19 protein-coding genes are annotated in these 26,897 nt (G+C 62.8%); 6 read left to right on the top strand and 13 right to left on the bottom strand.

Going from position 1 to position 26,897, the window contains the following annotated elements:
* The first annotated feature begins 32 nt into the window (after positions 1-32).
* On the top strand, positions 33-1,259 hold the full coding sequence (locus tag NGM29_RS11780; RefSeq protein WP_254156404.1) for a DegT/DnrJ/EryC1/StrS family aminotransferase: 1,227 nt from the start codon (positions 33-35) through the stop codon (positions 1,257-1,259).
* A 51-nt stretch (positions 1,260-1,310) separates the two neighbouring features.
* Here NGM29_RS11780 and NGM29_RS11775 read toward each other — a convergent pair whose 3' ends face one another.
* Positions 1,311-5,036 carry a heparinase II/III domain-containing protein gene (locus NGM29_RS11775; RefSeq protein ID WP_254156403.1) on the bottom strand — a complete coding sequence of 1,242 codons (3,726 nt, stop codon included), beginning with the start codon at positions 5,034-5,036 and terminating at the stop codon, positions 1,311-1,313.
* A gap of 322 nt (positions 5,037-5,358) precedes the next feature.
* Entirely contained in the window at positions 5,359-7,098 is a 1,740-nt protein-coding gene (locus NGM29_RS11770; protein WP_254156402.1) for a family 20 glycosylhydrolase, read from the bottom strand.
* Positions 7,099-7,290: 192 nt separating this feature from the next.
* Here NGM29_RS11770 and NGM29_RS11765 point away from each other — a divergent pair, with 192 nt between their 5' ends.
* Positions 7,291-8,166 carry a sugar phosphate isomerase/epimerase family protein gene (locus NGM29_RS11765; RefSeq protein ID WP_254156401.1) on the top strand — a complete coding sequence of 292 codons (876 nt, stop codon included), beginning with the start codon at positions 7,291-7,293 and terminating at the stop codon, positions 8,164-8,166.
* Positions 8,167-8,223: 57 nt separating this feature from the next.
* The gene (locus NGM29_RS11760) at positions 8,224-9,405 is read left to right on the top strand and encodes a GNAT family N-acetyltransferase (protein ID WP_254156400.1); all 1,182 of its coding nucleotides are present in this window, start codon (positions 8,224-8,226) and stop codon (positions 9,403-9,405) included.
* A 100-nt stretch (positions 9,406-9,505) separates the two neighbouring features.
* Here NGM29_RS11760 and NGM29_RS11755 read toward each other — a convergent pair whose 3' ends face one another.
* Together NGM29_RS11755 and NGM29_RS11750 are read right to left on the bottom strand one after the other, a co-directional pair.
* On the bottom strand, positions 9,506-10,369 hold the full coding sequence (locus NGM29_RS11755; protein WP_254156399.1) for an SDR family NAD(P)-dependent oxidoreductase: 864 nt from the start codon (positions 10,367-10,369) through the stop codon (positions 9,506-9,508).
* A gap of 62 nt (positions 10,370-10,431) precedes the next feature.
* Positions 10,432-11,436, bottom strand: coding sequence for a Gfo/Idh/MocA family protein (locus NGM29_RS11750; protein ID WP_254156397.1), 1,005 nt, complete (start codon positions 11,434-11,436; stop codon positions 10,432-10,434).
* Positions 11,437-11,667: 231 nt separating this feature from the next.
* Between NGM29_RS11750 and NGM29_RS11745 the strand changes: the two genes are divergently transcribed.
* Positions 11,668-13,323, top strand: coding sequence for a glycoside hydrolase family 3 protein (locus NGM29_RS11745; RefSeq protein ID WP_254156396.1), 1,656 nt, complete (start codon positions 11,668-11,670; stop codon positions 13,321-13,323).
* A gap of 272 nt (positions 13,324-13,595) precedes the next feature.
* Here NGM29_RS11745 and NGM29_RS11740 read toward each other — a convergent pair whose 3' ends face one another.
* The 7 genes from NGM29_RS11740 to NGM29_RS11710 form a co-directional block, all read right to left on the bottom strand.
* Positions 13,596-15,488 (bottom strand): ABC transporter substrate-binding protein, encoded by a 1,893-nt coding sequence (locus NGM29_RS11740; RefSeq protein ID WP_254156395.1) that lies wholly within the window; start codon positions 15,486-15,488, stop codon positions 13,596-13,598.
* A 232-nt stretch (positions 15,489-15,720) separates the two neighbouring features.
* Complete coding sequence (locus tag NGM29_RS11735; protein WP_254156394.1) at positions 15,721-15,993, bottom strand: hypothetical protein; 273 nt, start codon at positions 15,991-15,993, stop codon at positions 15,721-15,723.
* Positions 15,994-16,078: 85 nt separating this feature from the next.
* The gene (locus tag NGM29_RS11730; protein ID WP_254156393.1) at positions 16,079-17,206 is read right to left on the bottom strand and encodes an ABC transporter permease; all 1,128 of its coding nucleotides are present in this window, start codon (positions 17,204-17,206) and stop codon (positions 16,079-16,081) included.
* Complete coding sequence (locus tag NGM29_RS11725; RefSeq protein ID WP_254156392.1) at positions 17,193-18,278, bottom strand: ABC transporter permease; 1,086 nt, start codon at positions 18,276-18,278, stop codon at positions 17,193-17,195. Before NGM29_RS11725 ends, NGM29_RS11730 begins: the two co-directional genes overlap by 14 nt.
* A 104-nt stretch (positions 18,279-18,382) precedes the next feature.
* On the bottom strand, positions 18,383-18,604 hold the full coding sequence (locus tag NGM29_RS11720) for a hypothetical protein (protein WP_254156391.1): 222 nt from the start codon (positions 18,602-18,604) through the stop codon (positions 18,383-18,385).
* A gap of 55 nt (positions 18,605-18,659) precedes the next feature.
* Positions 18,660-20,834, bottom strand: a complete 2,175-nt coding sequence (locus tag NGM29_RS11715; protein ID WP_254156389.1) for an ABC transporter ATP-binding protein — start codon at positions 20,832-20,834, stop codon at positions 18,660-18,662.
* A gap of 166 nt (positions 20,835-21,000) precedes the next feature.
* On the bottom strand, positions 21,001-22,152 hold the full coding sequence (locus tag NGM29_RS11710) for a HEAT repeat domain-containing protein (RefSeq protein ID WP_254156387.1): 1,152 nt from the start codon (positions 22,150-22,152) through the stop codon (positions 21,001-21,003).
* A 195-nt stretch (positions 22,153-22,347) separates the two neighbouring features.
* On the opposite strand from NGM29_RS11710, the gene NGM29_RS11705 reads away from it, so the two are divergent.
* Positions 22,348-23,295, top strand: a complete 948-nt coding sequence (locus tag NGM29_RS11705; protein ID WP_254156385.1) for a dihydrodipicolinate synthase family protein — start codon at positions 22,348-22,350, stop codon at positions 23,293-23,295.
* Between the two features lie 579 nt (positions 23,296-23,874).
* Here the strand turns inward: NGM29_RS11705 and NGM29_RS11700 are convergent.
* Both NGM29_RS11700 and NGM29_RS11695 read right to left on the bottom strand, forming a co-directional pair.
* Entirely contained in the window at positions 23,875-24,645 is a 771-nt protein-coding gene (locus NGM29_RS11700) for an IclR family transcriptional regulator (RefSeq protein ID WP_254156383.1), read from the bottom strand.
* Between the two features lie 561 nt (positions 24,646-25,206).
* Entirely contained in the window at positions 25,207-25,581 is a 375-nt protein-coding gene (locus NGM29_RS11695) for a Rid family detoxifying hydrolase (RefSeq protein ID WP_254156382.1), read from the bottom strand.
* Positions 25,582-25,785: 204 nt separating this feature from the next.
* Here NGM29_RS11695 and NGM29_RS11690 point away from each other — a divergent pair, with 204 nt between their 5' ends.
* On the top strand, positions 25,786-26,883 hold the full coding sequence (locus NGM29_RS11690; RefSeq protein ID WP_254156381.1) for a M14 family zinc carboxypeptidase: 1,098 nt from the start codon (positions 25,786-25,788) through the stop codon (positions 26,881-26,883).
* Positions 26,884-26,897: the final 14 nt, after the last annotated feature.

Genomic DNA, 26,897 nt, shown 5'->3' with positions numbered 1-26,897 from the left:
TTTATACCGGCACAGAAATGAGAGGGCTACCTATGGACGAACTTGCCATCGACGGCGGACCGAAGGCAGCCGAAGCACTCTCGATTCCGGAGTGGCCACAGCCGACCGATACCAGTCGAGCGTATCTCCTCGAAGCGTTCGAGGGCGGCAACTGGTGTCGCGGACCGTGGATCGAACGTCTCGAGGACGAATTTGCCGCGTACCACGACGCCAAACACGCGATCGCCGTCAGCAACGGGACCGTCGCGATCGAACTGGCGCTCCGAGCCGTCGGCGTCGAGCCCGGCGACGAGGTGATCGTCCCCTCCTACTCCTTCATCGCGAGTGCAAGCGTCGTTCCCGCCGTGGGGGCGATCCCGCGATTCGCGGATACCGACCCCGAGACGTTCAATATCGATCCCGATTCGGTGCGCGAGCAGATCACCGACGACACGGTTGGGATCATCGGCGTCCACTTCGCGGGATATCCGATTGACATGGACGAACTGTTGCCGATCGTCGAGGAACATGACCTCTTCCTGATCGAGGACGCGGCCCACGCGCAGGGATCGGAGTGGCGCGGCCAGAAGGTCGGCACCTTCGGGGACTTCGGGACGTTCTCGTTTCAGGAGTCGAAGTCACTACCCAGCGGCGAAGGCGGTATCGTCGTCACCGACAACGACGTGCTCGCGGAACGAGCCCGGGTCATGCAGAACATCGGTCGTTCGCAAGGTGAGACGGGATATCGTCACTACAAACTCTCCTCGAACTCCCGGATGTCCGCGTTCCAGGCCGCCGTCGCGATCGGCCAGCTCGAGAAGCTACCAGAGGAGAACGACCGCCGCGAAGCGAACGAGAAATTGCTTCTCGCAGAACTCGAGGAGATCGACGGAATTCACACGAAACCGCGAGACGATCGCATCACTGCTCGCGGCTACTGTCTGGAGAACGTTCGCTACGACGCCGAGGCGTTCGGTGGGCTCAGCCGCGACCGATTCATCGAGGCCGTGCGCGCCGAGGGCGTGCCGGTCTACGACGGCTACGAAGTACCGATCTACAAGCAACCGGCGTTCTTCCGCGATCAGGTTCGGCGGCTTCTCCCACCCGGAACGGACGTCCCGGACTACTGGAACCTGCACCTTCCCGGTGCGGAGCGACTGTGCAGGGAGAACGTCGCCTACAGCCACCCGGTGTTGCTCGCCGACGATGAGGGCATCCGGACGATCCCTGCTGCGATTCGAAAGGTGAAAGCCCACGCCGACGAACTCCGTGAGCGGTAAGATTGCCGACAGCCACGACGATCGACCCTTTGGAGAGCGAGCGGACGTCGATTACTCTGCCGACCAGGTCGACGTCAACGGAATCCGAACGTCGTCGTTGTCGTCGATGATGTAGTTGTAGCCGCCGTCCTCGAGCTGGTCGGGGTCGACGAAGTCCCGGGTGAACGTTTGGCGACCAGTGGCGACCGTCACCAGGTTTCCGTTGCTGCCTCCGAGCGCCTCGATTGGGTAGGCGCCGTTGCCCTGGCCGCGCTGGCCGCGCCCCTCGATCGGGTTCTCGGGATCAGGTTCGCCTCGCCACGGATCGGAGTCGTCGTTGTCGACGTAGACGAAGCCAGCGTGGCGCTCGAGGTGGCTTCCGTTTCCCCCGACACGAATCGTCAGTTCGTTCTCGAGGCTCATCTCGCGGGTGAAGTCCTCGACGATGCCCTGCACGCGACCGACCGATTCCTGCACGAGCGCGGGTTCGTCGAGGGGCTTGAGCCGCGTGCCGTCCTGGACGTAGGCGTACTCGGACTCGCCGTCTTCGACCGAGTAGAGGCCGAAGAAGCCCTTGAACTCGAAGGTGTCGTCGACGGTCAGCGTGTCGGTCTCCTCGAACGAACAGACGACGTAGTCGGTGCGCCCGTTCGTCAGTTCGATTTTGACGGCGTGGCCCTGCCCGCCCTCGACGATTACCTTCTCGACGTTTTCGACGGCGCGCTCGCCCTCGTAGTGCTCGACCGTCGAGACGAAGTCGCTCTCGAGGTCGCTCCCCCGTCGGCGCAAGAGCGCGTAGCGCAGGGAGTCGGGATTCCCGCTTCGGTCGGGCGGGTGGCCGTCCGCGAGGGCGACCTCGTCGAAGTCGCCGAAGGACGTCAAGCGTAGGTGGACGCCGTCGGCGTCGTCGTCGCGATGATTCCAGTAGTCCTCGACGTTCCAGTCGACGGCCACGCTGGAACCGGGATCGGTGTCGCGTTCGACGTTCGTGAGGTAGTTGAAGCCGCTTCCGACCTCGCGGTTGTAGTCGGTTTCCTCGCCGTAGTCCGGCTTCCGGATATCCTCACCCGCGTAGGTGCCGCGGTCCTGGGGGACGAAGTCGACGTCCTCGGCCGTCGCCTCGCCGACCTGTCCGTGGAAGCTGAACACGTGGTCGTCGCCGCCGGCGACGCGGAAAAAGTCCACGGCGTAGGAGTTTTCCTCGTCGACGGTGATCATCGCGGTCGTTCGGCAATACTCGTCGCACTGCTCGTAGGCCCGGTAGGCGTCCACGTCGATCAGGTTCACTCGCTCGTCCTCGCCCTCGAAGTGGCGCGGCGTGGCGACCCACCGTTCGTCCTGGCGGGACCGGTCGACCGTCACGGTGTTGTGGCTGATTGTCCCCTTCGTGAAGTCGTGTTTCGGCCAGTTACCGGTCCGCTCGGGGTAGCCGAGGTCCGGCGAGAGTTCGAGCTGGTGGGCTGCCACGCCGAGGTTGAGCGCGTCGCCATGGTTGTGGGTACTGCCACCCGCGTCGATGCCCGTTCGGCCGTAGTACATCCAGAACGCGCGCTTGGCGTTGCCCAACTCTTTGGCGTTCTCCCAGTCCTCCCGCTCGTCCTCGCCGACCACGGTGAGGTAGTACAGCGCCATCAGGTAGTTGCTCGAGTCGTCGTTCTTGCCGACGCACTCGAAGCGGAGTTCGTTGATCCCGGCCTCGAGGTCGACCGTGTACGTAATCGTGTCGCGGGTGAACGAAGGGCTGTAGAAGTCGACGGTGTCGACCTGCTCCCCATTGAGGAAGAGGTTGTAGATGCCGTAGGAGCCGACGAACAGCGATTCGATCTCGAGGTCGTACTCGCCGGCTTCGTCGGCCTCGAACTCGAAGGTCCACCACTCGCCGGGTTCGTAGCACTGGAACTGAATGGCTTCGTCGAAGCTGTCGTTGACTTCGGTACTGGCGTCGGCGAACAGCTCTGACGTGTCGTAGGTCGTCCCGAACGACTGGTTCAGGTAGTTCTCGCCGTCCCGGAGCGCGGCAAAACCGTAGCCCGCGAGGTTCTGGCTCGGGAGGTCGAGGGGGCCCTCGGCGTCGATGATCGCCTGTACGTCGTCGCTGAGGTTCTCGGGTTCTGCGTCGAAGATGGAGCCGTTGATCCCCGCCGTCGAGTAGCCGTTCTGATAGTGCCACAACTGGGCAAAAATCGGCTCGCCCGTCAGTTTGAACCCTTCCTCGACTGAGGGCTGGCTCCACTCGACGGCGGACGGGCCGTGCGCGTCGCCGAGTTGCGGGGTGAACTCGTCGATCAACAGCAGGTGGGTGTTCTGCAGGAGCGACTGCTGGAGTTTTGGGTGCTGGTAAAGGTCCGCGCCGTCGAACGCGTCGTACCCCCGGAGGTAGTCGGCCACCTGTCGAACCGAGCTGTGAGGGATGCGGTTGTAGTGTGGCGCCTCGATCTCGAAGTATCCGTCGCGGTCGGCCCGGTCGACCAGCGGGGTGAGGATGTTTCCGCCGGTGGTGTACCAGTTCTCGGGCTCTTCGTTCCAGACGTCGCCGTCGAAGTACTCGTCGCCGGGCTGGAAGACCCACTCGATCGCTTCTCGGGTGTAGCCGTCGGGTTCGTCGAGCGCGCGAGCGGCCTGCACAAGTGCGCTCCCTCCGCCGCTCGCGACGATCATGTTCGAGTTCTTGTTCGCCGGCAAAATCTCGCGGTGAATACTGTCCTCGATGTTCTTTCGGATCTTCTCGACCGAGTCTTTCTCCGCCAGGCCGGGGTACTCGTCGGTCCTGTCGTCGAGGAACACGACGAGTTCGTCGTCGTCCTCCATGCCGGGGAAGAACGCGTCGTAGGAGCGGACTATCGGCCGCATGAGGTTCGACTCCCAGAACGCGCCGACTACCTTCCCCGTCTGGCGGCCGCCGTGGCTGTTCCAGAACCCATCGAGCGTGAACGTGTACTCGGTGAGGTCCATTTCGGGATAGACGTCGGCGATGCGGTCGAGGAGGACGGTACCCGCCCTCGAGTATTTCTGGTCGCCGGTGTAGAGATAGGCATCGGTGAGGCGGCGAACGAGCCCAAGAATGCCCCCGGGGCGCCAGATGTGCCAGTGGTTGTAGTAGGCGACGAAGTTCCACCTGGTGCCGGCGCCGCCGCCCAGGTCGTCGTTCTCGTCGACCCAGCCCCAGCCGTCGTCGACGCCCCAGCCCTCGCCCATCTCGGGGTGTTCCTCGTTGACCAGCAACGAGTCGTCGGCGAGGTCGGGATCGAACATCCCCCGGTCGTCCAGGCCACTCTCGCGGTAGGCGGCGAAGTCGTTCGTCGGCACGGTGAGCTTCCCGTCGCCGTGCGGATTGTCGACTTCCGCCTTCATCTTCCAGAGGCGGTCGTCGCCCGAATCGTGGTAGCCGCCCAGAATCTCGCGCTGGTTCACCAGTCCGCCGCCACGGGGGATTCCCTGGGCAGTGACCAGGCTCCAGAGGCTCTCGAGGTCGGGCCCCAACCTTTCCAGACGAGCGTCGGCTTCCGCGACGGCGGTGTCTCGTTGACTCGCAGCCCAGTCGTACCGACCGATGTTTCGTCGGGCGTTCGCTCGCATCTCGTCGGTCCAGATCGTGGTTCGGGTCTTCGCGTTGAGCGCGTCGGACTCCGCGGCGCCGACCGTCCCCGTGCTCGAGAAGAGTCCGCCGAGAATGCCGGCACCCGTCGTCGCCAGAATCGATCGCCGCGAGACGTCGAAGTCGTTCGACCGTTCGATTACTGAATCCAGTTCTTCTCGAGACCGCTCGCTACGGTCCCGACGTGGCTTGTCATATGACATCCACCCACACGTTATTTTATAACACAATATACTTTTCGAAAACTATGGCGTCGTTATCACATATCTCGGATATATAAAACAGGCGTCTGCTCTGGCTAATGATTTTGCCGTTACTCCCGGTTCTAATTTGTCAAAATCGATCTGACGTACTCGTCGCGCGCTGAGCGTTTTGCACCCGAATCCGCACCCCGAAGAATTTCGCTCCGATAGGGGCTCAAATTCGGTTGCCAGGCCAGAATAGGGTTCGGAGTGGACCCGAAGGTACCACGAGGGAGCCACGAGAGGACCACCGAAGGGCCTACGAGAGGGACTCGAGGAGTGTTCAGGGCCGGTCGAGAACGCCCCGACCGTCTCGCTCGGCGACCTCGACCAGCCACTCAAGTGACGATTCGTACGCCGACGCGGTTTCGGGATAGATCGTCCGATCGGCCTCGCGCAGCCTCGAGAGCGTCTCGATCGCTGATCGGTAGTCCGCCTCGGCCTGTACGGGCGTTCGATCCCGGAACGAACGATTCACGTGGGCGAGCAGCGTTCCGGACGAGCGTTTCCACCACGTCGGCAGAATCAGTCCGCCCAGTTCGCGATACACGTCGAACCCTTCCGGGACGAACGGGCCGAGTGCGTGTCGGGTCACCGACCGTGAATAGCATTCCCGGTCGTCGACGCTCGTCGAGTTCCAGAGTCGATCCGCGAAGATCGGCATCGCTGACGGGAGGGCGCGCTCGAAGTACGCTCGCTCCGCCTCGTCGGACGGTTCCCACGCGAGCAGCCCCCCGCCGCGAACCTGCGACGCCCGTTCGTCCGGCACTGTCGGCCGACGCGTGGATGTCCACCCGAGCATGTAGTCCTCCGTGATCCAGCCCCGGACGTAGGCCGCGTGGACGTAGGAGTTGATCACGTCGAACCCCTCCTCGAGGAATCGCTCCAGACTACAGCCCTCGACCGGACCCCGGTCGGGCGCCGCGACGCGCCAGAAGTGGATCAGCAGGTCTCGGGGGAGGTCGGGCGTTTTCGAGATGTCGATCTGGTCGTTCCAGACGATCGTCCGGCGGTCGTGTCCGGCGAGGAAGTCGTGGAGGTGGCGAACGAACGCGTAGAAGTGCTCGGTGTCCGTCTCGGAGCCGTCCGCGGCCATCTTCGCCTGGCAATCGACGCACTCGTTCCAGGAGTATCCCTGCATCTCCCACTCGTCGCCGCCGACGTGCACATACTCGAATGGGAACTGCTCGATCACCTCCCCGAGCAACGTCTCGACGAACTCGACGGTCTCCTCGGAGCCGATACAGATCGTCCGGTCGGCGGGCTCGCCATCATCGACGGTACACCGGAGTTCGGGATACCGCTCGAGAAGGTGACTGGCGTGGGCCGGAACGTCGATTTCGGGAACGATGTCGATTCCCCGGTCGCCAGCGTACGCGACGAGTTCGTCGACGTCCTCCGGCGAGTACGCGGGGCGGGCCGTACCGTCTGCATCCTGGTTCAATTTGGGATAGGCCGCGGACTCGAGGGCGTACCCCTCGTCGTCGAGCAGGTGGAGGTGGAGTCGGTTGTACTTCGCCCGCGCGGCTTGGTCGATCCGTAGTTTCACCTGCTCGACCGGGAAAAAGCCGCGAGCCGGGTCGAGCATGAACTCGCGCCAGGACGACTCCGGCCAGTCGTGGATTTCGCAGGCGGGAAGGGTCCACTGTTCGTGGCCGTCGCCCGCATCGACTCGTGAAATTTCGGTCACGAACGTCTGGCAGCCGTGTCGGAGGCCGTCGGCGGTCGCGGCGCGGATCGTTACCGTTCCTGCGTCGGCGTTCGCCTCGAGGACGTACCCCTCCGGATCGTCGACCGCATCGGTGGAATCGTCCTCGAGGCGTAGTTTGACGTCCGCGTCGTCGGTTCCCCGCCGTACCGGGGCGTTCGTCTCTCGCTCGAGGAGCGTCTCGAACAGGGAGCCGACGACAGGGGGGACGTCCGCCTCCGCGGCGAGCGTAAACGGTGGCTCGAATCGGACGGTTCCGCTCGTCGCCTCGACGCGACGCGGTCGAGGAACGACGCGTAGCTCGGTCGCTGTCATGTGCTATCGGGTCCGATGGAGGCGAGGGTCTTAATCGTTTGTACCGCCGGTCGTCACTCAATCGCTCGACCGAACAGGATGGCTGATCGTCACGCACCCGCCCGAGCCGCGACGCCTCGTTTCATTTTTGGCGCCGACGACGAACCGATACCGTGCCAGTATTTATAGTAACTCGAGAATACCGTACACCAGATGGCGATTCAACCAGCCCTGTTCAGCAAGGTTCTGCGTGACCGGAGCCTCGGGGAAGCCGTCGATCTGACGGCAGAAATCGGCTACGACGGGTTCGAACCGATGTGCCGGGCCCCCCACCTCGACGTCGACCGGACGACCGACGAGGTCGCTGCCCTCCGGGAACGACTCGACGATCACGGCCTCGGCGTCCCGTGTCTCGCGACCTATACGGGTGCGTACGTCGACAAGCCCCGATCCGAGTGTGAGGCCCAGCTCGAGGCACTCGAGCGATTCCTCGAGTTCGCGACCCTACTCGACTGTGATCTCGTTCGGCACAATCCCGGCGGGCCGGCCCCGTGGAAGGCGACCGACGAGGACGTCGAGACGGCCGCGACGTGGTACCAGCGGGCCGCTGATCGGGCCGCAGCGTACGACGTCACGCTCCTGATCGAAATTCACGCTCGCTGGCTCTCCGAGACGGTTTCGGGAACGAAGCAGTTGTTGTCGGCCATCGGCCGGGACAACGTGGGCGTCATCCACGACGCCGGAAACATGTTCCTCGTCGGTGAGGAGTATAGTGCCGACTCGGTCGACCGACTGGGCGACGACCTGCGGCACGTCCACGTCAAGGACGAGCAACGGGTCGTCGATGCCGACGAATTTCCCGGATCGTTCCGCCTCGAGACCGCTGACGGCCTGCAGACGTATCGACCCCGCCGGCTCGGCGAGGGCGAGGTCGATCACGCGCCCCTGTTCGAGGCGCTGGCGGCGGCCGAATACGACGGATTCGTCACTGCCGAATGTAGCGTTCCCCAGGACGAACCCGGCGACGACGTCGCGATTGCAACGCACGAACTCGACCAACTCACGACGCTCATCGACAATGCCAACTGACAACTCTATGACCGACGCTCGTATCGAATCCGACCGACCAGCAAAGCGGTGGTCGCGATGACCGACGCCAACGGCCCGCGACTCGTGACCCCGGAGGAGTTCTCGGAGATGATGGGCCTGCTCGATCGCTACTTCGCCTACGAGCGCGGCGGAATGCAGGCCAGCCTCCCGTTTGCATACGATCCGGACCACAGCGACCACCACGCGATCATCGTCGAGGACGACCGCATTGTGAGCCACATCGGCGCGGTCCCACAGATCCTCTCGACCGGTGTCGACGGCGAAACGGTCGAATGCTGGGGCATCGGCGGCGTCGCCACCGATAGACGGTACCGGGGCAACGGCTACATGAGCGAGTTGCTCGAGTTCTGGTTCGACCGGATGGCCGACGAGGAGCTTCCCCTCTCCGATCTGAGCGGCAACCGCCAGCGATACGCCCACTTCGGCTATGAGAACGTCGGCACCGAGTACCAGTACAAACTCACCGAGCGATCGTTCGACGGCGACGCAACCGCCTCGGAAGCCGTCGTCGGCTACGAGGCTGACGCCCACCTCGAGACGCTCCACGAGATCCACGAGGCCGAACCGTACCGCGTGGTCCGTGACCTGGACGAGACTCGGACCGTCCTCGGACAGCGCGATCTAGAGACGTTCGTCTACGGCGGAAACGGCAACGGAGACGGGGGCAACGATAATACAAACGGCCCGGCGTACGTGAGCCTCACTCGAACCAGTCGCAGCCGTACGATCGAGGAGTTCGGCGGCTCGGAACGCGGCCTCGAGACGCTGCTCTCGCACGTCCTGGCACTGCTCGACCTGAACGAACTGACGGCGCGCGTCCCGCCGAGGCACCCGCTCGAGCCGATCGTCTCTCGTCACAGCCGATTCTGGACGGCGCGCCCGCATCGAAAGTTCCGCATCAACGACCTGCAGGCCGTACTCGAGGCGTTCGAGGGGCAACTCGAGGAGCGCTGGCTCGAGAGCGGGCGCTCCGACGAGGGAAGCGTCGAACTCGCCTTCGCGGGCGAGCAGTCGGTTCGGATCGGCTACGGTCCCGACGGAGTGTCGGTCGAGCCCGGAAGCGACGGACTGGAGCCGGACGTCGAGTGCGAGCGAACGACGATGTCCTCGCTCCTGTTCGGTATGCACGACCGGTGTGCCCACCTTCGGGTAGGCGATCCGCTGCTCGAGACGGCCCTTCCGCTCAGGTTCTTCGTGTGGGCCTCCGAGCACGTCTGACGTTCTCCAAGCGCGTCTGACTGTCTCGGTCCGCACCTCGACTCGACGCGGACTCGGTTTCGAACCCGTTTCTCGGCGCGACGAACCTCTTGAGGCGCGCCTACCGTTTGCTCGGCCGGGTCGGCGTCTCCTCGCTCCCGAAGATTTGCTGCTGGAAGCTCCAGTCCAGGCCGGCGGTGAGTCCGCCGTCGACGACGAGGTGGGTGCCGTTGACGAACGAAGACATGTCCGAGGCGAGAAAGAGGGTCGCGTCGGCGACCTCCTCCGGTCGGCCGAATCGGCCGGTGGGGTACTGGTCGATCCACTGGTCGCGCTGGGTCCACTCGCCGTCGTGTTCGTCCGACGCGCGGCTCTCGCCGGTCTCGTCCATCTGCCCGCTTCGTCGGTCGGTTTCGATGGTCCCCGGGCAGACGATGTTCGATCTAACGCCGTGACGACCGTACTGCGTCGCGATGAGTCGCGAGAGGCCGAGGACGCCACTCCTGGCGGAGGAGTAGGCGATCTGGCCGATTCCGTCCAGGCCGTTGACCGAGGACATGTGAACGATCGAGCCACCGCCACTCTCGACCATCGGCGGGAGCACCTCCCGGGCAACCAGGAAGAGCGACTTCAGGTTGAGTTCGACGGTACGATCCCACGCGTCCTCGTCGATTCGATGGAGGTTGTCGTCGTTAATCGACCCGCCGGCGTTGCTGACGAGGGCGTCGATTTCGCCGAATCGCTCGAGGGTCGCGTCGACCAGCACTTCGATCTCGTCGGCGTTCGTGACGTCACAGGGAACGCCGACGGCGTCGACGCCGTACTCTGCACTCAGTTCGTCCGCGACGGTCGTCACGTCGTCTTCGCTGCGCGAGGAGACGACCAGGTTCGCTCCCTCGGCCGCGAATCTATCGACGATGGCCCGGCCAATTCCCCGGGTTCCGCCGGTGACGATCACCGTCTCGTCTGCGAATAGTCCCGACATCGTACTCGAGGTATGCGATGCTATCGTCTTAACCGATTGGGTCTCGCCAGCACCCACCTGAGTCACTCGTCGTCTCGGTCGACTGGCCGCGGCGTTAGGTCGCCGTTTTCGACCATCGAGAGCAGTGGATTGTCATCGATCTCGAGCGGGAAGTCGACTCGACCGCGACGGCGGGACGATTCGTAGGCGGCGAAACTGATCTCGAGGGCCGCGAGCGCGCGATCGGCGCTCAATGCCGGCTCGCTGTCGGTTTCGAGGCCCTCGATGACGTCGACGATGGCAGCTGGAATATCCGCGAGCGGTTCGCCGGTGTCGAGTTCCTCCCACGGGTCGGTCGGGCCCAATTTGAGACAAATCTGGGCGTCGCCATCGGGGTTGAGTTCGACTTCGCCACCGGTCCCGAGGACGCGGAGACTGCAGTCGATGAAATCGGCGTCGTTCCCGGTCGCTGCGACGGCGTCCACGCCGTTTCGGTAACGCCACCGGACGAACGCTTCGTTCTCGTTGTGGTGGCCGTAGCGCACGTTCTCCGTCCGATAGTCGATCTGTCCGATCACCCACTCGACGGCGGGATCACCGAGAACGAGGTTGCAGAGATCGATCAGATGCGTTCCGGAGTCGAAGACGTTCTTCGTCGTGAGCTCGAGTCGAGTCGGGTCGCCGATTCTTCCCGCTTCGACGATATCGGCAACGCGCTGACTCGGCGTCGCGACTCGACGCTGGTGATTGAACGTCAATTGTACGCCGTTCTCATCGCAAACCGTCTTCATTCGGCGGCTGTCGCCCGGCGTGGCGGCCATCGGCTTCTCGCAGTGGATCGCCTGCAGCGTTTCGCCGCCTTCCGTGCAGTCGACGACGATGTCCGCGTGCGTTGGGACCGGCGTACAGACGCTGACGACGTCCGGATTCACGACCTCGAGCATTCGTTCGTGGTCCGTGAACACGTTCGCGTCGTCGATTCCGTTTCGGTCGGCGAACGCACGGGCGTTCTCCTCGACGATGTCCGCACACGCAACGGATACGCAGTCGGGGTGTTCGTCGTAGCCGCGGGCGTGACGATAGGCCATCGCTGCGCTCTCTCCCCACACTGGGTTATCCGGTTCCGGCCCTGTTCCGATATACGCAACCTCGTACTGGCTCATGTTCGAGACGGTTGCTGGAGTGACGGGAAGTAGATTGTGGTGACTGTCGCTCGACTGTGATTCGAGTACTCGAGCGATGTCTCGACCGTCGACTCACCGCGCGGCACGAATGCCCGCTCCAGAAAGACCTTTGAGCTATCGCTCGAGAGAGGGCGTATGGCCGACTCACCGACGACCATCGAAGAGCTATCTCTGGAGGCGAAGGTCGGACAGTTGATTCACGCGGGCATCGGACTCGGGAACTTCGAGACCGACACCGGCTGGCCCACCGAGGAGATGAAAACGGTCCTCGAGACCGTCCGACCGGGGGCACTGCGGATCTACGGAAACCACCGGGTGACACCCCACTTCATGGCCCAGTACACGAATCAGTTACAAGAGTGGGCCGCCGACGTGGATCCCGGAGTCCCGCTGTTGATCTCCGCGGACTGCGAATACGGGACCGTCGACATCGTCAGACACGAGACCCGCGCCTACCCGGCGCTCATGGGACGGACGGCCGCCGGCGACCTCGACCTCGCGAAGGACGTCTCGGCGGCCATCGCCCAGGACATGCTGGGGATGGGCCTCAACATGAACCACCAGCCAGTCGTCGACGTCAACACCAACCCCGACAATCCCGTCATCGGCGTTCGTTCTCCCGGCACTACGCCCGAGACGGTCGCCACGTACTCGACGGCCACGCTCGAGGGAATCCACGCGGAAGACCAGGTCGCCGTCGCCAAACACTTCCCGGGCCACGGCGACACCGAACTCGACTCCCACATGGAGTTACCGCACGTCACCTACGACCGCGAGACCCTCGAGCGCGTGCACCTGCCGCCGTTCGAGACGATGATCGAGGAGGGCGTCGACTGTATCATGACCTCCCACGTCGTCGTCGAGTGTCTCGATCCCGAGCTTCCGGCGACGCTCTCCCCGACAATTCTCACAGGCCTCCTACGGGACGACCTCGGCTTCGACGGCGTCGTCGTCACCGACGCGATGATGATGGACGCCATCGCCGACAACTACCCCGTCGGCGAGGCTGCCGTCCAGGCGATCGAAGCCGGGGCCGACCTCGTCCTCACTGGGTTCGTTCCCGCCGACGACCTCCTCGAGACGCGAGACGCGATTCTCGAGGCGGTCGAATCAGGTCGTCTCTCCGAATCTCGAATTGACGAATCCGTCGAGCGCATCCTTGCGCTGAAAGCCCGCTACGACGTCGGGGAGCGCCGGTACGTCGATCCGCTCGAGGCCATCGAGTCGATGGCGAGTGTCGAGCACGAATCGATCGCTCGCGAGGCCTACGAGCGGTCGTTCTCCGTTCTGGGCAACGGTGACGTCTTCCCGCTTTCGCCGGACGCGTCCGTCCTGTTGACTGGCATCAGAGGCGTCCCAGAACTGGAACCACACCTCGACGCCGCCTTCGGGGACGTTCTCACTTGCTCGCTCGCCCCCGGCGACGTTCGCACGCTCGACGATCCGAAGCCGACGATGGAACCCGAGTCGCCGGAACGATCCCTCGAAACGCTCCGGTCGGTCGCCGACGGTGTCGACGTCGCCGTCGTCACGACGTACGCACGCGAGGCGTTCCCGGCGGGTCAGCAACGGATCGTCGAGGAACTCGCAACGACGGTGCCGGTCGTCGTCGTCGTCTCCCTCGGCCTCTCGAACGAGTACCGCGACCTGCCCGACGGCGTCGCTTACGTCGCGACCTACGCACAGGACCGCCTCGGTCTGCCCTCGCCGCTGCCGGACACGGCCGGGGAGGCACTCGCCGACGTACTCGTCCGGGACCCCGACGTGCTCGAGTCGCTCCCAGTGGAGTAGGGGTCCTCGGGGCGTCGTTCGGTTGGATACGGTTTTTCGTCACCCGAACTGTCGTATGAGCGTTCGGTTCGGCTCTCAAGCACGGCTCCGGTTATCATCGTCGCGGCTGGCTATCGTACTCAAGACGGACAATCACGGAACAGTACTCGGCATTGACTTCGACGAAACTCGAAGACGACTCGAGTGTGGCAGTGTTGCAGATGAACCGTGCGGTCCCGTCTGCATCGATCAGCGTCAAAAAGGGTGAATCGCTCGTCCAGTCGTTACTACGGTTACTTCGGGGAGATGTGCCCGCGCATCGCTGCGTGGAATGCGCCACGGTAGGCCTGCCAGTCTTTGTTGTCGGTTGCGAACTCCCACTTCTCGGTGTTGCCCCAGGAACCGGACCTCGGCTGGAACATATCGATTCCGGGGAGATAGAAGTTCCAGAACCAGGTGAACGTTTCGGCGATCTCTTGACTCCGTTCTTCGGTATCGGCGGACAACCACTCCTGGAAGAGTTCGTACAGGTTGACCTCCTGCGTCGATCCCGAGAGGTCCTCCTGTCCGACTTCCTCCGGAAGCTCGACGATGATTTCCTTGCCGCTGTAGGGCGAACGTCTCTCGCCGTTCTCCAGCGTGTTCACGATGACGTCCTGAGTTCCCAGTTTGTTGCCGGCGTCGTGGGTCGGCCGGAAGTACGCGTACGGGTGAGCGATCAGTGCACCGTGGTTGAACATGGACAGGTCGAAGTCGATGCTCTCCTCGGTGTTGTCGTTGAACGCCGTGCCCTCGAGAACGGACAGGTCCGTCTCGAAGCCGAAATTGTTGAGCTTGTCTGCCACCGTACGAGCGGGGTTAGAGGCCCACGAGGGGACGACCATCTCGAGCGAGATGGGTTCGCCTTCGTCGTCCACCCAGCTGTCGCCGTCTTGCTCGTAGTCGATCGAATTGAGGAGTTCCGCTGCCCCCTCGTTGTCCGCTTCGACGGGATACTCGATGAAGTCGTCGACGTAGTCGCCCATCCGCTGCTCGGTGACCGCCTCGGGAAGGCCGGTCTGTGCGGTTCGCACCGTGTTCGGCGTGGCGAAGTTCTCGGAGATGTCCTCGAGACTGAGCAAGTGGGCGATTGCTCGCCGGAACTCGACTTGCCGGATGTGTTTGGAGGCCGACCCGTTCATCATGAACTCGAGCTTCCGCATGAACGTGTTCTCGTACTCGCCGATCGTCTCCATGTGATCGGGGTTCTGATCCCCGAGCCAGTTCGATAGCTGTGCGAACCCGAAGTCGAGGTCACCGCCCATCATCTGCTGGGCGATGGCGTCGCCGGAGGCGAGCACGTACTCGAGTTCGTCGATCTCGATATTGTCAGCGTGCGGGTGGTCCTCGTACAGTTCGCAGTAGATGCCCTGATCGTCGTAATCGACGGCCTGGAACGCACCGAGACCGAGTCCCTCCTCGATGAAAGTGTCCATGTCGAGCGGCATCTCCTCGCCCATGCGCTCCTCGATGCTGACCCGCTCGTCGTCGGTCGTCGCATCCTGGAGCTCTTCGGCCCACGGGCGGAACTTGTCACGGCGCCCTCGCATCATCTCACCGAGGTAGCCGCCGAGCCAGTTCCCGACGAGTTCGGGGTTTTGGGGCTCCTTGTACTCACGGACGATCGTCCCTCCGTTGTTCTCGAGGGTGAGCGCCGCGAAATCACTCGATTCCGGATTGAGCAGGCGTGCGACTTCGCCGTACCAGTACTTGTCTTCGGCGGTCGCCGCGTCGCCGTTCCACCACGAAAACTCTTCGTTGTGATGGACCGTCAGCTCCTGGCTATCGGCGTCGTACTCCCAGTCCTCGATGAGCTCGAGGGACATCGATCCGTCGGCGTAGTACCGCTGGACCGGTTCGAGGAGCAACCACGACGGGGTCCACGGGTAGCTCGGTGCCCACGTATTCCAGTTAAGTTCGGAGGGAACCGATTGCATGAACGTTCTGATCGTGGCGGTTCCACCATTGCCGTTTCCACCGTTGCCGTTTCCACCATTGCCGTTTCCACCATTGCCGTTACTCGTGTCCTCGCTGAAGCACCCGGCAACGCCACCGGTGACCATTGCTGAGGCGGCCGCCATCATCTTCCGACGAGTGAGATACTCCTCTGCGGAAGTGATAGTCTCATCTTTGTTACCTTGCGGCATACGGTGCTTACGTTGCGAACAATAGCATAAATACATTTCCATAATAAACTCTACATGGTTGCTTTAGAATAACTCGTGGCCGATACGGTCCCTCGATGGCTTCGGAAAGACGACGTACCGACCGGTTATCCGTTGCGACTCGTTTCAGTGCGAGCCGATTACTCGAGAGCGAGAATTAGGATCAACGGTGGAGCCTCGAGTGGCTACGTAACGTGTTGAGCTCCGTTCGAACCTACTGACGTTGCAGCAGTTTGATCACGAGGTAGGACAGACCACCCGCGAGAACTGCCGAAATGCCGAAGACACCGAACATCGCCGCAAAAACGCCGTCGTGTTCTGTCAGCATCACGCTACTCTGGTTGACCACCTCGAGGAACACCGCCACGAGGAACAGGATAATCCCGATCAAGACGGTAGAGAGGAGGAGGGATCCCCGGAGGACTTTGAGACCTCGATATAGGTGCTCGGTCGCCTGAGCCGAATCTGTGGTCGTTTTGGTAGACATCTCGTACCAAACGTTTCACAACAGACCGATATAAATCTTGGCTCAGCACTGAAACCAGCGAGACACTGGCCTGAGAGGGGGTCCGTCAGTGTTCCTGGTCTTCGCCTCCAGTGCCGACCTTCTTCGAGTGTCGTGCCCTGATTCGGGGATTGAACACGCGGTCCATTCCCTGGGAGAAGAGGATCAATCCGAACGAGATGATGACGACCGCCATCATCGGCCAGAAGATCTGGTAGAAGTTCGCCATGTTGACCAGCGCGAACCCTTCGCTGTAGGCTGTGTCCATCATGATCCCCCAGTTCGCCGTCGTGAACGGCAACACACCGAGGAAGTACAGCGCGACGGACTCGAAGATGACGCTGCGCCCCGCCTGTGCGGCGTTGATCAGGATGTACGGCATCAACTGCGGCGTGATGTCGCGACTCAGGATCGTCGTCGACGGGATGCCCATCGTTCGAGACGCCTCCACGTAGGACTCCTCCCGGAGCGTCAGCACCTGCGAGCGAAGCGCTCGAGCGAGTCCCGGCCAGGCGTCGATGGCGAGGATGACGCCGACGAGCCAGGCCTCGCGGGGCGGGTAGATCGCCGCGATGACGATGACCAGTGGGATTGCCGGCATCGTCATCACGATGTCGGTGATCGACATCAGCACGGAGTCGATCTTGCCGCCCTTGTAGCCGGCCGTGATGCCGATCAGTATCGCGAGGCCGACGGAAACGAACGCGCCCGCCACGACCATCTCGATCATGTCCGGCGTCGAGTGGATCAACTGTCGGCCGATCGGTTCGCCGTAGTTGGTCGATCCCAGGGGTGCGTTGAATTCGACCCACGGAAACGACGCGGTCGTATCGATCCAGCCGCCCTCTTCCGTGATCGCAGCGAACCCGCCGTCGAACGGCTGGTGATTCGTCGGCGCCTGGTTCGTTGCCGGCGACTCGACGATCGTCACGTCTTCCAGGATCCACCAGTTCGAGGTCGATACCTTCGCGGCAAGTCCCGTGAGTAAGAACAGCGAGATGACGAGGATGCCGATACGGGTCCGCCAGTCGCTCCAGGCGACACGGCCGGGCGTGAGCACGTACGCGTCGAGGAGCAATCCGAACCGTTCTCTCCGTGAGAGTTGCACTCTGTCGGCCTCGGCGAGTTGGCCGAATAACTGATCGTCGCTGAGCTGTTCGCCACCGTCCGTTGCCGTTTCGTCAGTATGCTTCACTCTGATCACCTGAACCTGCCCGTGGGTCGACGATTCCGTACGTGAACTCCGCGATGAGGATGCCGATGAGCGTGACGATCGTGAAGAACAGGAACGATCCCATGAGCAGCGGATAGTCACGCCGCATGATCGCGTCGTAAGTGTACCAGCCGACGCCGGGGTACGTGAAGATGTACTCGAGAACGACGCTGCTCGAGAAGATGGCGGCGATGCCGATCATCATCTGGGTGTACAGCGGCAAGATCGCGTTCCGTGCGACGTACCGTGTCGCGATACGAGTCGAGCTGATCCCCCGCAACCTGGCAACGCGAAGGTAGTCTTCACCTAGAATACGCACGGAATTGCCACGCATCGCGAGCGCACCACCCCCGAAACCGACGATGAAACTCGACATAATTGGGAGCGTTCCGTGGTGAACGATGCTCAACATGAACTCGGGATTGAGTCCCTGTTCGAGTCCCCTGCTGTATCGTCCGCTTCCAGGGAACCAGCCGAGATCGTACGCGAAGAACGCCAGGAAGAAGAATGCGCCGACGTAGTACGGAACCGAGTTGAGGAACGTGGCGCCCACCGTGGAGTAGCTGTCGAAGCGCGACCCCTCCTTGTAGGCCATCGCCGCTCCCAGCAGGATGTTCGCGGTGTATCCGAAGGCCAGGCCGTAGACGCTGATGAAGATGGACCACGGCATCGCGGCGAACAGGATGTCGAACACCGGGTCGCCGTACTGGATCGACTGGCCGAAGTCCTGGTAGATGATGACGTCCCGTAGATACTCGACGTACTGGATGTAGATGGGTTTGTCAGGGTCGAATCCCGTATGAACTCGAACCATCTGGTCGATAACTTCGGGATCTGCAGCCTGTCCTTGTCCTGCCAGCCGACGCTCGAACTCCGCGCGCATCGCGTCAGCCGGACTACCGGGCATCAGCCGAAACAGGGCGAACGTGATCGTCGTCACCGCGAAAAGCGTCACGAACGCGTGAGCAATGCGTTCCCAGTAGTAGCGTAACCCGACGAGCACGCCGAAGAGCGAGACGAGCCCGTTCCGGGTACGGTCTAGATACTGTCTCATGTACTGCTATCGTGTGTCGTCCCAATACTAATATAGTTTGTCCCACCGGTGGATTTTCGGACCGGTCGACGAGCCGACACCAACTTGCAGCGTGGCCCACCGCGTCACCGACACCGGGTCAGCACGAACCCGCTCAGCAGGGAGAGGATTGACAGTCCCACGACGTTCATCACTGTGACGACGTAGGTCGGACTCCCTGGATCAGCGGCGACGAGCCACAGGACGGAGAGGCCGAGAAATCCGACCGAGAACGTGAACAGGAAGCGCCAGCCCTGCTCGTAGTCACAGAGGTGCTCGAGGAAACTTTTGTCGTATTTACCGGTCATGTGCCATACGATTCGTCGGGGCATGAAAACAGTTGCCCCACCGTCGGGCCCGAACTCAGTGCAACTCGTCGACCGACACCGACTCGTCGTCGTACAGCGGGTCGCTCTCCCAGTACTCGTGTGTCTCGTCCTCCCGGAAACAGGCCGCAACCGAGGCGCCGTCGGTTTCGAAGAGAGCCGGTTCCTCGCGCTGGCAGACTTCCCGGGCCTCCGGACAGCGCGTGTGGAACTCACAGCCACTCGGCGGATCCGTCGGATCGGGGATGTCGATCTCTCGAACCGGCGGTTTGGTCGACTGGGCCTCCTTCGCCGCATCCGGGTCGAGGGGCGGCGTCGCCCACCGGAGCACCTTCGTGTACGGGTGCTTCGGCTCGTGAATAATCTCCGCCGCTGGACCGATTTCGACGAGGTTACCCAGGTACATGATCCCGATTCGACCGCCGGACTTCTCGGTGAGGTACCGCGCGTTCGAGAAGTCGTGAGAGATGAACAGGTAGGAGGTATCGAACATCTCTTGGAGGTTGAGCATCAGGTCCATCATCTCCACGCGGAGCGAAACGTCGAGCGCGCTGACGGCCTCGTCGGCCAGGATGAGGTCCGGACTCATCAGGAGCGCCCGCAGGAGAACGACGCGCTGTTTCTCCCCGCCCGAGAGCTGGTGGGGATAGCGAAGGGCGTAGTCCTCTGCCGGCTTCATGCCGACCCGCTCGAGAAGGTTGTACACCACGGTCTCCCGATCCGTGGCGTTGAGGTCCGGGCGCCATCGCTTCAACGGCGCCGAGAGACTCGTCCGAACGGTTCGGGTGGGGTTGAGCGAGCTACCCGGGTCCTGATGGATGATCTGCAGCGAGCGCCGAATCTCGTCGAAGTCGATCTCACCATTGCCGCGTCTGGCCTCCCAGATGTCCTGCCCTCGATACTCGACTGTTCCACCCGTCGGCTCCTGGAGGCCGATGGCGGTCTTCCCGAGCGTCGTCTTGCCGCACCCGGACTCGCCGACGAGCGCGATAACCTCGTTCTCCTTGATGTCGAGCGAAATGTCGTCGACTGCACGGACCGTCATGTCCTTGTCGAAGAGCCGGTCGATGAACCCGGACTGGTCGAAGTGAACCTCGAGGTCGGTCAGCGACACGACGGCGTCTTCCTCGGAGACCGTCACCTGATCTAACTGGGCATCGACGTTCTCGGTTCCGAGCGTGTAGGGAATCGCCTCCGCTGACTGTTCCCAGTGGAAACACGTCGCCTTCTGTACGCCGTCGACGTCGTGATACCCCGGGTCCTCGTCGATACACTTCGGCGTCGAGATCGGACAGCGCGGGGCGTACGAACAGCCCGCCGGCGTGTCGACCGGATCCGGACTCTCGCCTTCGATCGGGTGCATCTCCTCCAGCGGGGCGTCGACGCTCGGGACGGACTTCAGCAAGGCTCGCGTGTACGGGTGGGCCGCCTCGCGAATGATCTGCTCGCTGGGGCCGTACTCGACGAACTCGAACGCGTACATCACCGCCAGTCGATCCGCCAACCCGGCGACGAGCGGCAGGTCGTGGGTGATGAAGACGATGGTCAGATCGTACTCGTCCTGGAGCGTGTCCAGGAGGTTCATGATCGACCGCTGCATGAGCAAGTCGAGCGCGGCGGTCGGCTCGTCCATGACCAGCACCTGCGGCTCGAGGACGAGACTCAGGGCGATAAGCGCGCGCTGTTTCATGCCGCCCGAGAGCTCGTGGGGGTAGGAGTCGAGTACGCGATCCGGGTCGAGATAGAGGTCTGCGAGAAGTTGCCGGGCGTGAGCCATCTGTTCGTCCATGTCGGCCCGGTGAGCGTGGATCGTCTCTTCGAAGTGATCCCTGATCTTCATCGTCGGGTTGAACGAGCTCATGGCCCCCTGGAACACCATCGCGATCTCTTCCCAGCGGAACTTCTCGACCTGGTCGTCGGTCAACGAGAGGACGTCCACGGGCTCTTCGCCAGGGGGGCGGTAGGTGATCTCGCCGGTGGCGACGCCCGGATCGACGACCGCGTTGAGCAACGCCGAGGCGAACATCGACTTGCCGCTTCCACTCTCGCCGATGATGCCGAGCATCTCGTCGCGGTGGACGTCGAAGCTGACGTTATCGAGGACACGGGAGGTTCCCCGATCCATGTCGAACGTTACGGACACGTCGCGTGCCTCCAGAATCGGTTCCTCGGTAGCCTTTCGATACTCGAGTTCGGATTTAGACTGTGTCATTTCGTTACCATCGATCTGATTTCGGTCGTGATAAGTTGCGTGTTATCGGTGTTCACTGCGTTCGTCTTCCTGAGGTACGTGTTTGAATATGAGCTATATAAACTTTGTCTGCGTGGCAACAGTGACTTCCGTTGGATCTTCCCGAGGTGGTCGGTGACGAGGATGGCTACTCGCTTCCAGGTGACCCGTCGAACCGTCCACAGACGCGGATAGCGGTCTCTCGAACCCGTTCGTCAGGGTCCGAGTCGGCGAGGTCGGCGACGGTCGCCCGATCGCTATCGGTCCCGGCGGCGCCGAGGCCAATTACTGCATTCATCCGGACGAACGCGTCGTCGTCCGAGAGCAAGTCTCGAAGCGTCGGGCGCATCGACTCGAGTGATTCCGGCCGAGCCAACGCCGCGTCGGCGACCAACGCGACGCCCGCCCGCCGCCGATCGGCGTCCGACGACTCGAGAAATCGGGACAGGTCGCTCGCGAACGGGGCCACCGCCTCACCGACGCACTCGGCTCGTTCGGCGTCGAGGGCGACGAGAGCATCCGCCGCGCGCCACGGAACTGGGTGTTTCGTGTCAGTAGCCGCCCGTTCGGCCAGCTCGGGTGTGAACGGCTCGACGGACGCCGGATACGCCGTCGCGAGGTCCTCGAGCACCTCGCAGGCGCCGGCGCGAATCAGGTGGTGGTCGTCCTCGAGGAGGGAGGCGATCGACGGCGCGGCGGATCGGACGGCTGCCGGATCGTCGGCGGCGAGCAGTGTGAGCGCCGCGATCGCGTGGAGGCGCGCCTGATCGCGTCGCTCTCGTTCCGGCTGTAGTGCCGCCGCCGCGTCCGATTTACCGGGGCCGCCACCTTCGTCTCGAGCCGACGCGGGTGTGGAAACCGGATCGTCACAGATTGCGACGAGGGCATCGACTGCAGGGGTGATCGATGCGGGCCGCACGTGTGCGAGTTTTGCGATAGCGACGATGGCCGCCTCTCGCCCGGGCTCGGCCGGATCGATGCCGATCGATCTGAGCGCAGGGACCAACCCGTCGACGACGCCAGAATGTTCGTCGGCGAACGCGGCAGTCGTCAACGCCGCTCGCTCGCGAACGTCGGCCGCGTCGTCAGTGAGGTGGGTCTCGAGGCGGGCACCGACGTCGTCGGCGACCGACGGTCGGTCCGAGACGAGGGCCTGATAGGCCTCGAACGCGGTCCGGCGGGCCTCCCTGGATTTGGACACGAGGAGATCGGCGAGTTCGTCGACGTCGACCGCCTCCGGGTTCGACTCGACGGCGGTACGAACCGCCTCGGCGCGCTCCCTGCGATCTTTCGACGACATGGTAAGCAGTTACGACCATCTCGACTTATAATTGCTGCTCGAAACGCCGGCAAGGTGTCATCGTGCCAACGGCGCCGACGGGCGCGCGCTCGAGTACACATACCCGTCTCCAAGGCGTGTCACTGCGGGATCCGTCTGCTTCGAAACTCGATCTGACCGGAACAATAATGAATGGGAGTTTCTAATACGTCTGCTATGGCTACCGCATACGGTGACTTACGCGAGAGTTTGCAAAGCGTAGCGTTCACGACACCGACCCCGTTTAGTGCCGATCGTGATCGAGTACTCCACAAGAAAATCGAGCAAAACGCTCGGACGCTCTACGACGCCGGGGCTCGAACGTTCATCCCCTGTGGAAACACAGGCGAGTACTACTCGCTCTCCCAGGACGAACGAATCGACGTGATCCGGTCGACGGTCGACGCCCTCCCCGACGACGCGACGGTCGTCGGTGGCGTCGGCGGCAGCGCGAAGAACGCCGTCGAACTGATCGAGGCGTACGAAGCGGCCGGAGTCGACGCCGTCATGGTCATGTACCCGAGACACACCTACATCCACGAGCAGGGGTTGATCGAGTACTACCGCACGCTCACAGCGGCCACGGACCTCGGAATCGTCCTGTACAAGCGCGGCGACCTGCTCAGCGAGACGGTGCTCGACGAACTCTCGACGATCGACAACGTCGTTGCCGTGAAGTACGCCGTCAACGACGTCAAATTGTTCTCCCGGCTGGTCCAGACGGTCTCGGGAGACGTCGAGTGGCTCAACGGCGTGGCCGAGCGATACGCACTCGCGTACGCCATCGAGGGTGCCGACGGGTTCACCACCGGAATCGGGAACTTCGTCCCGAAACCAGTTCTGGCGCTCGACGAGGCGCTCTCGGCCGGCGACTGGGGTCGCGCCAGACAGCTCAAGAACGCGCTCCGACCGTTCGAAGATTTCAGGGAAGAACACGGCGGCGGGTCCGCGTTCAGTTCGGCGAAGAACGTACCGGTGGTGAAGTACGGACAGGAGTTACAGGGAATGGCCGGCGGTCCCGTCCGCGAACCTCTCGTCGAACTCTCGAGCGACGATCGCGATCGCGTCGAACGGTACCTCGAACGACTCGAGAGCCAGAACGAGTCGACCTCTCTCGAGGCGTAACTCGAGCGAAACGACGGCCGTACAGTCCGACTGGGCCGACGCTCGAACCACTCGTTCACTGACTGCTCGCGTATCGATGAGCACTGAACAGGCGGTTCGTCGATTCTCCAGGTGTTCCGTGGGAATCTTCGATCGGACGCGTGCCTTCTCCGCTCTGGCGGAGCTGTTCCCTGATACCGAACGAACCTGCCGCCCCATCCCGTCGTTCCCGATCTTTACCTGTTGACGACCAGCTAGGCCCCACGAACCCGACTCGCTATTCGTCCGTCTCGAGCGAGTACACCGAACGGTGGCCGAGGAAACGAGGTCCGCCTCGAATCGGAGACGAATGCATCGTCAGTGCACTTTCGTTCCCCTAGGCCGAACGAATATACTTCTGTGAGGAACGAAAACTTCAGTTGATATTCCGACTAGCGTCATCGTCACAGACGAGACCAGAACGTTACATACCTAAGTTAGTAACGGGTGTGTTATCGTGTCCCAATAGCGGCTCCCAGCAACTGACAGAATCTATCGCTTGAGCGGATGAGATTCCAGCGAACACGGCTCGAACGCGGAACGAACGACGAAGGTGGGCGATTATGAGTAGATTACGTTGATTTCGATGACGCGGGCAGTATCCCGTACCAGTTCCGGGAGCGTGGACCGGAAGGTTTCCTCGTCGATTCGTTTTTTCGGACCGGAGACGCTGATCGACCCCAGAACCTCCTCGTCCGATTTGATCGGGGCAGCGACGCACCGAAGTCCTTCGATGCGTTCGCCATCATCGAACGCAAAGCCACGCTCCCGGATGTCCTCGAGTCGGGCCGTGAGCGCGCCTCGATCGGTGACCGTGTTCGGGGTGACTCTGGGAAGTCCGTACTCGTCGAGGATGGCCTCCCGTTCCGATTCGTCCATGTAAGCGAGAATCGCTTTTCCGACGGCCGTCGAGTGCAGGAACACGTGCGTTCCCACGTGAGAGTCGGTCGTAACCGCCTGCTTCGACCGGGCCTGATAGAGGTAGACGCCTTTGCCGCCCTCCTCGACGACGATCTTGGCCGTTTCTCCCGTCTCTCTCGCGAGTTCGTCCACTTCGTCTTTCGCCATCCTGTAGAGGGGATGCTTGACCCTGGCGTGACCGCCCAGCTGGAGGGCTCGAAGGCCGACGGTGTAGAACCCGTCCTCGTTGACCAGGTATCCCTCGCCAGCGAGCGTCCGCAGGTGGCTGTGAATCGTGCTCTTCGACCGATCGAAGTGGGTGGCGAGTTCGGTCACGCCGGCTCCGTCCCGGTGACGGATCTCGTCCAGGATCTCGAGCGAAAGGTGCGTCGCTTGCACCCGGCCGCTGGATGGGAGGGCTTCTTGGTTCATAGCGGGGAATGGGACTCGATCACAATAAACGTTCCTTACTGCCGAACAGTTGCCGCGGTATTTCGTTGCCGTTACCGCACGTGATACGATTCGGGCGCGTTCCGGACTCGAGAGCCGTTCGTCGGGTAGTCCGTCGTGTCTGGCCTCTCGTATCCAGCGGGACGGACGGTCGTGGAGTGGACGTCGTCGCGTGAACGGGTGGACCATCGATACGACCGATTCAGAACGACGTCGTGCGACCGTGAGCCGAAGACTCGAGGCATTGGCCGATGCCGTCGGGCGCGCGCTCGAGCGAAAACTCGTCGAGTAGCCTATCCCGCTGCCGCGCCCGCAGCGCTCACCGACGCCGCCCGGGGAATCGTCAAGTTCGCGTTCGGCTAATCGGCTGACCGTGGCCATTATTTCGTCTCCGCGATCCTCGAGTCGACTCGACGGTGAAAAACGATGGTGAACGCTATAGCAGGCGTCGAACGTCGTTGTCCCCTCGGTCGCGACTGGACAGTCGGAACGGCTGTTCCGGCCAACTGCCCGCGACCGCTGGCGAACCCGTTTCGACGACTCCTACGTCGCCGCGACGACTTCGATTTCGACGCCGATGTCGATCGGGAGGTCGGACACCTCGACCGCACATCGCGCCGGGAACGGTTCGGACATGTACTCGGCGTACACCTCGTTGACCGCGTCGTAGTTGTCCATGTCGGTGACGTACACGTTGGCCTTGATCACGTTGTCGAGCGACGTCCCCGCCGCCTCCAGGATGGCACCGATGTTTTCGAGGGTCTGGGCCGTCTGGTCCTGGATGTCGTCGACCTCGACTTCCCTCGATTCGGGGTTCGCTGGCCCCTGTCCGGAGACGTAGACCGTGTCGCCGTGGACCATTGCCTGTGAGTACGGGCCGATACTGGCGGGCGCATCGTCTGTACTGATCTCTTCCATACGCTCTCGCAGACGAAGGCCCGATGAATAAATCCTCCTACTCGACGTCGATACTTGACTCTCGACTCCTGACTCGAGCGACAGACCATTCTCGTGCGACTCGCCGTCATCGCTGTCGCGTACATTCCTGGAGGCAACGGTTACCATCGGTGACGTTCACGTGAGCCGAAGAGTTAAGCCGCGTCGATTCGTCGAGCCAGAGCGATGACGAAGGCCAGCGTCGACACGATGACGTACGAGGAGGCCGTCGAACGAATCCCCGACGACCCCAATCTCGAGTTCTGGGTCGGAAGCCTCGAGGCGCTCGAGGATCAGTTGCGGTCGCTCGAGCACGGGTCGATCGCGAAACTCCCCGATTCGGCCGGCGGTCGACCGGTTCGGCTGGTCACCTACGGGGCGTTCGAGGAACCCGAGTCGCGGGCGAACTTCAACTCGGCCGTCGCCTCCCGGGATCCGACGAACTACGCCGACAGAGAGCGGCGCGAAAAGCCCGTCGTCTGCTTCGTCGGTCCCGTTCACGGCCACGAGGTCGAGGGGCTGACCGGACTCTGTAGCCTGCTGTCGATCCTCGAGACGGGCCGGGACCTGCGGGGACGAGCACAGCCGACCCTCCGCGAGCTCACCGACGAGTGTCGGGTCGTGATCCTCCCGTGTGGGAACCCCGACGGGCTCGCTCGATTCGAACCGGACTCGTTACAAGGGCTCACGCTGGCTGACCTCGAGTTCTGGGGGCAGGGAACGTGGGCCGACGACCGCCTCATCGGGTGGCCCGACGCGAAACAGCTACACCCGATGACGGGCGACGACGTCGGCTTCCTCGGGTGTTACTTCAACGACGACGGGGTCAACCCGATGCACGACGAGCCCTTCGCTCCGATGGGGGTCGAAGCGCCGGCAATTCTCGACGTCGTTCGCCGGGAAGCGCCGGACGTGACGGTGTCGCTCCACAGCCACGGCTACCCGCCGACGCTGCACCGACCGCAGTTCGTCCCCCTGCAAAAACAGGCGGATTCCCGCTCGATTCATCGGGCGTACAATACGCTCCTCGCGGACCTCGACGTTCCCCGGCTGTACCTCCACGACGTCACCGGCGAATCCGGGCGCCCGGGGCCGTACTTCAATCTCGTGAGCGCGGCGTACCACGTCAGCGGCACGACCGGCGTGCTCCACGAGTGCCCGCACGGTCTCTCCGGCGACGACGTGTTTCAGATTAACCACGAGGGCATCCTGGACGTGCAACTCGCCCTCTACGAGGCAATCCTTCGGCACGCGGTCGACCCGGTCGAACCAGCTGAATCGTAGGCGTGAACGGGCAT

Origin of the sequence: Natronosalvus rutilus (assembly GCF_024204665.1) — an archaeon.
Classification (GTDB): Archaea; Halobacteriota; Halobacteria; order Halobacteriales; family Natrialbaceae; genus Natronosalvus; species Natronosalvus rutilus.
This window is presented reverse-complemented; position numbering and strand designations above follow the sequence as displayed.

Coding starts and splice junctions, on each gene's coding strand:
- NGM29_RS11760 (WP_254156400.1), top strand. CDS start 8,224: ATGACCGACGCCAACGGCCCGCGACTCGTGACCCCGGAGGAGTTCTCG.
- NGM29_RS11770 (WP_254156402.1), bottom strand. CDS start 7,098: ATGACAGCGACCGAGCTACGCGTCGTTCCTCGACCGCGTCGCGTCGAG.
- NGM29_RS11755 (WP_254156399.1), bottom strand. CDS start 10,369: ATGTCGGGACTATTCGCAGACGAGACGGTGATCGTCACCGGCGGAACC.
- NGM29_RS11695 (WP_254156382.1), bottom strand. CDS start 25,581: ATGGAAGAGATCAGTACAGACGATGCGCCCGCCAGTATCGGCCCGTAC.
- NGM29_RS11710 (WP_254156387.1), bottom strand. CDS start 22,152: ATGTCGTCGAAAGATCGCAGGGAGCGCGCCGAGGCGGTTCGTACCGCC.
- NGM29_RS11780 (WP_254156404.1), top strand. CDS start 33: ATGGACGAACTTGCCATCGACGGCGGACCGAAGGCAGCCGAAGCACTC.
- NGM29_RS11690 (WP_254156381.1), top strand. CDS start 25,786: ATGACGAAGGCCAGCGTCGACACGATGACGTACGAGGAGGCCGTCGAA.
- NGM29_RS11725 (WP_254156392.1), bottom strand. CDS start 18,278: ATGAGACAGTATCTAGACCGTACCCGGAACGGGCTCGTCTCGCTCTTC.
- NGM29_RS11705 (WP_254156385.1), top strand. CDS start 22,348: ATGGCTACCGCATACGGTGACTTACGCGAGAGTTTGCAAAGCGTAGCG.
- NGM29_RS11700 (WP_254156383.1), bottom strand. CDS start 24,645: ATGAACCAAGAAGCCCTCCCATCCAGCGGCCGGGTGCAAGCGACGCAC.
- NGM29_RS11765 (WP_254156401.1), top strand. CDS start 7,291: ATGGCGATTCAACCAGCCCTGTTCAGCAAGGTTCTGCGTGACCGGAGC.
- NGM29_RS11720 (WP_254156391.1), bottom strand. CDS start 18,604: ATGACCGGTAAATACGACAAAAGTTTCCTCGAGCACCTCTGTGACTAC.
- NGM29_RS11715 (WP_254156389.1), bottom strand. CDS start 20,834: ATGACACAGTCTAAATCCGAACTCGAGTATCGAAAGGCTACCGAGGAA.
- NGM29_RS11735 (WP_254156394.1), bottom strand. CDS start 15,993: ATGTCTACCAAAACGACCACAGATTCGGCTCAGGCGACCGAGCACCTA.
- NGM29_RS11750 (WP_254156397.1), bottom strand. CDS start 11,436: ATGGCCTATCGTCACGCCCGCGGCTACGACGAACACCCCGACTGCGTA.
- NGM29_RS11745 (WP_254156396.1), top strand. CDS start 11,668: ATGGCCGACTCACCGACGACCATCGAAGAGCTATCTCTGGAGGCGAAG.
- NGM29_RS11740 (WP_254156395.1), bottom strand. CDS start 15,488: ATGCCGCAAGGTAACAAAGATGAGACTATCACTTCCGCAGAGGAGTAT.
- NGM29_RS11775 (WP_254156403.1), bottom strand. CDS start 5,036: ATGTCATATGACAAGCCACGTCGGGACCGTAGCGAGCGGTCTCGAGAA.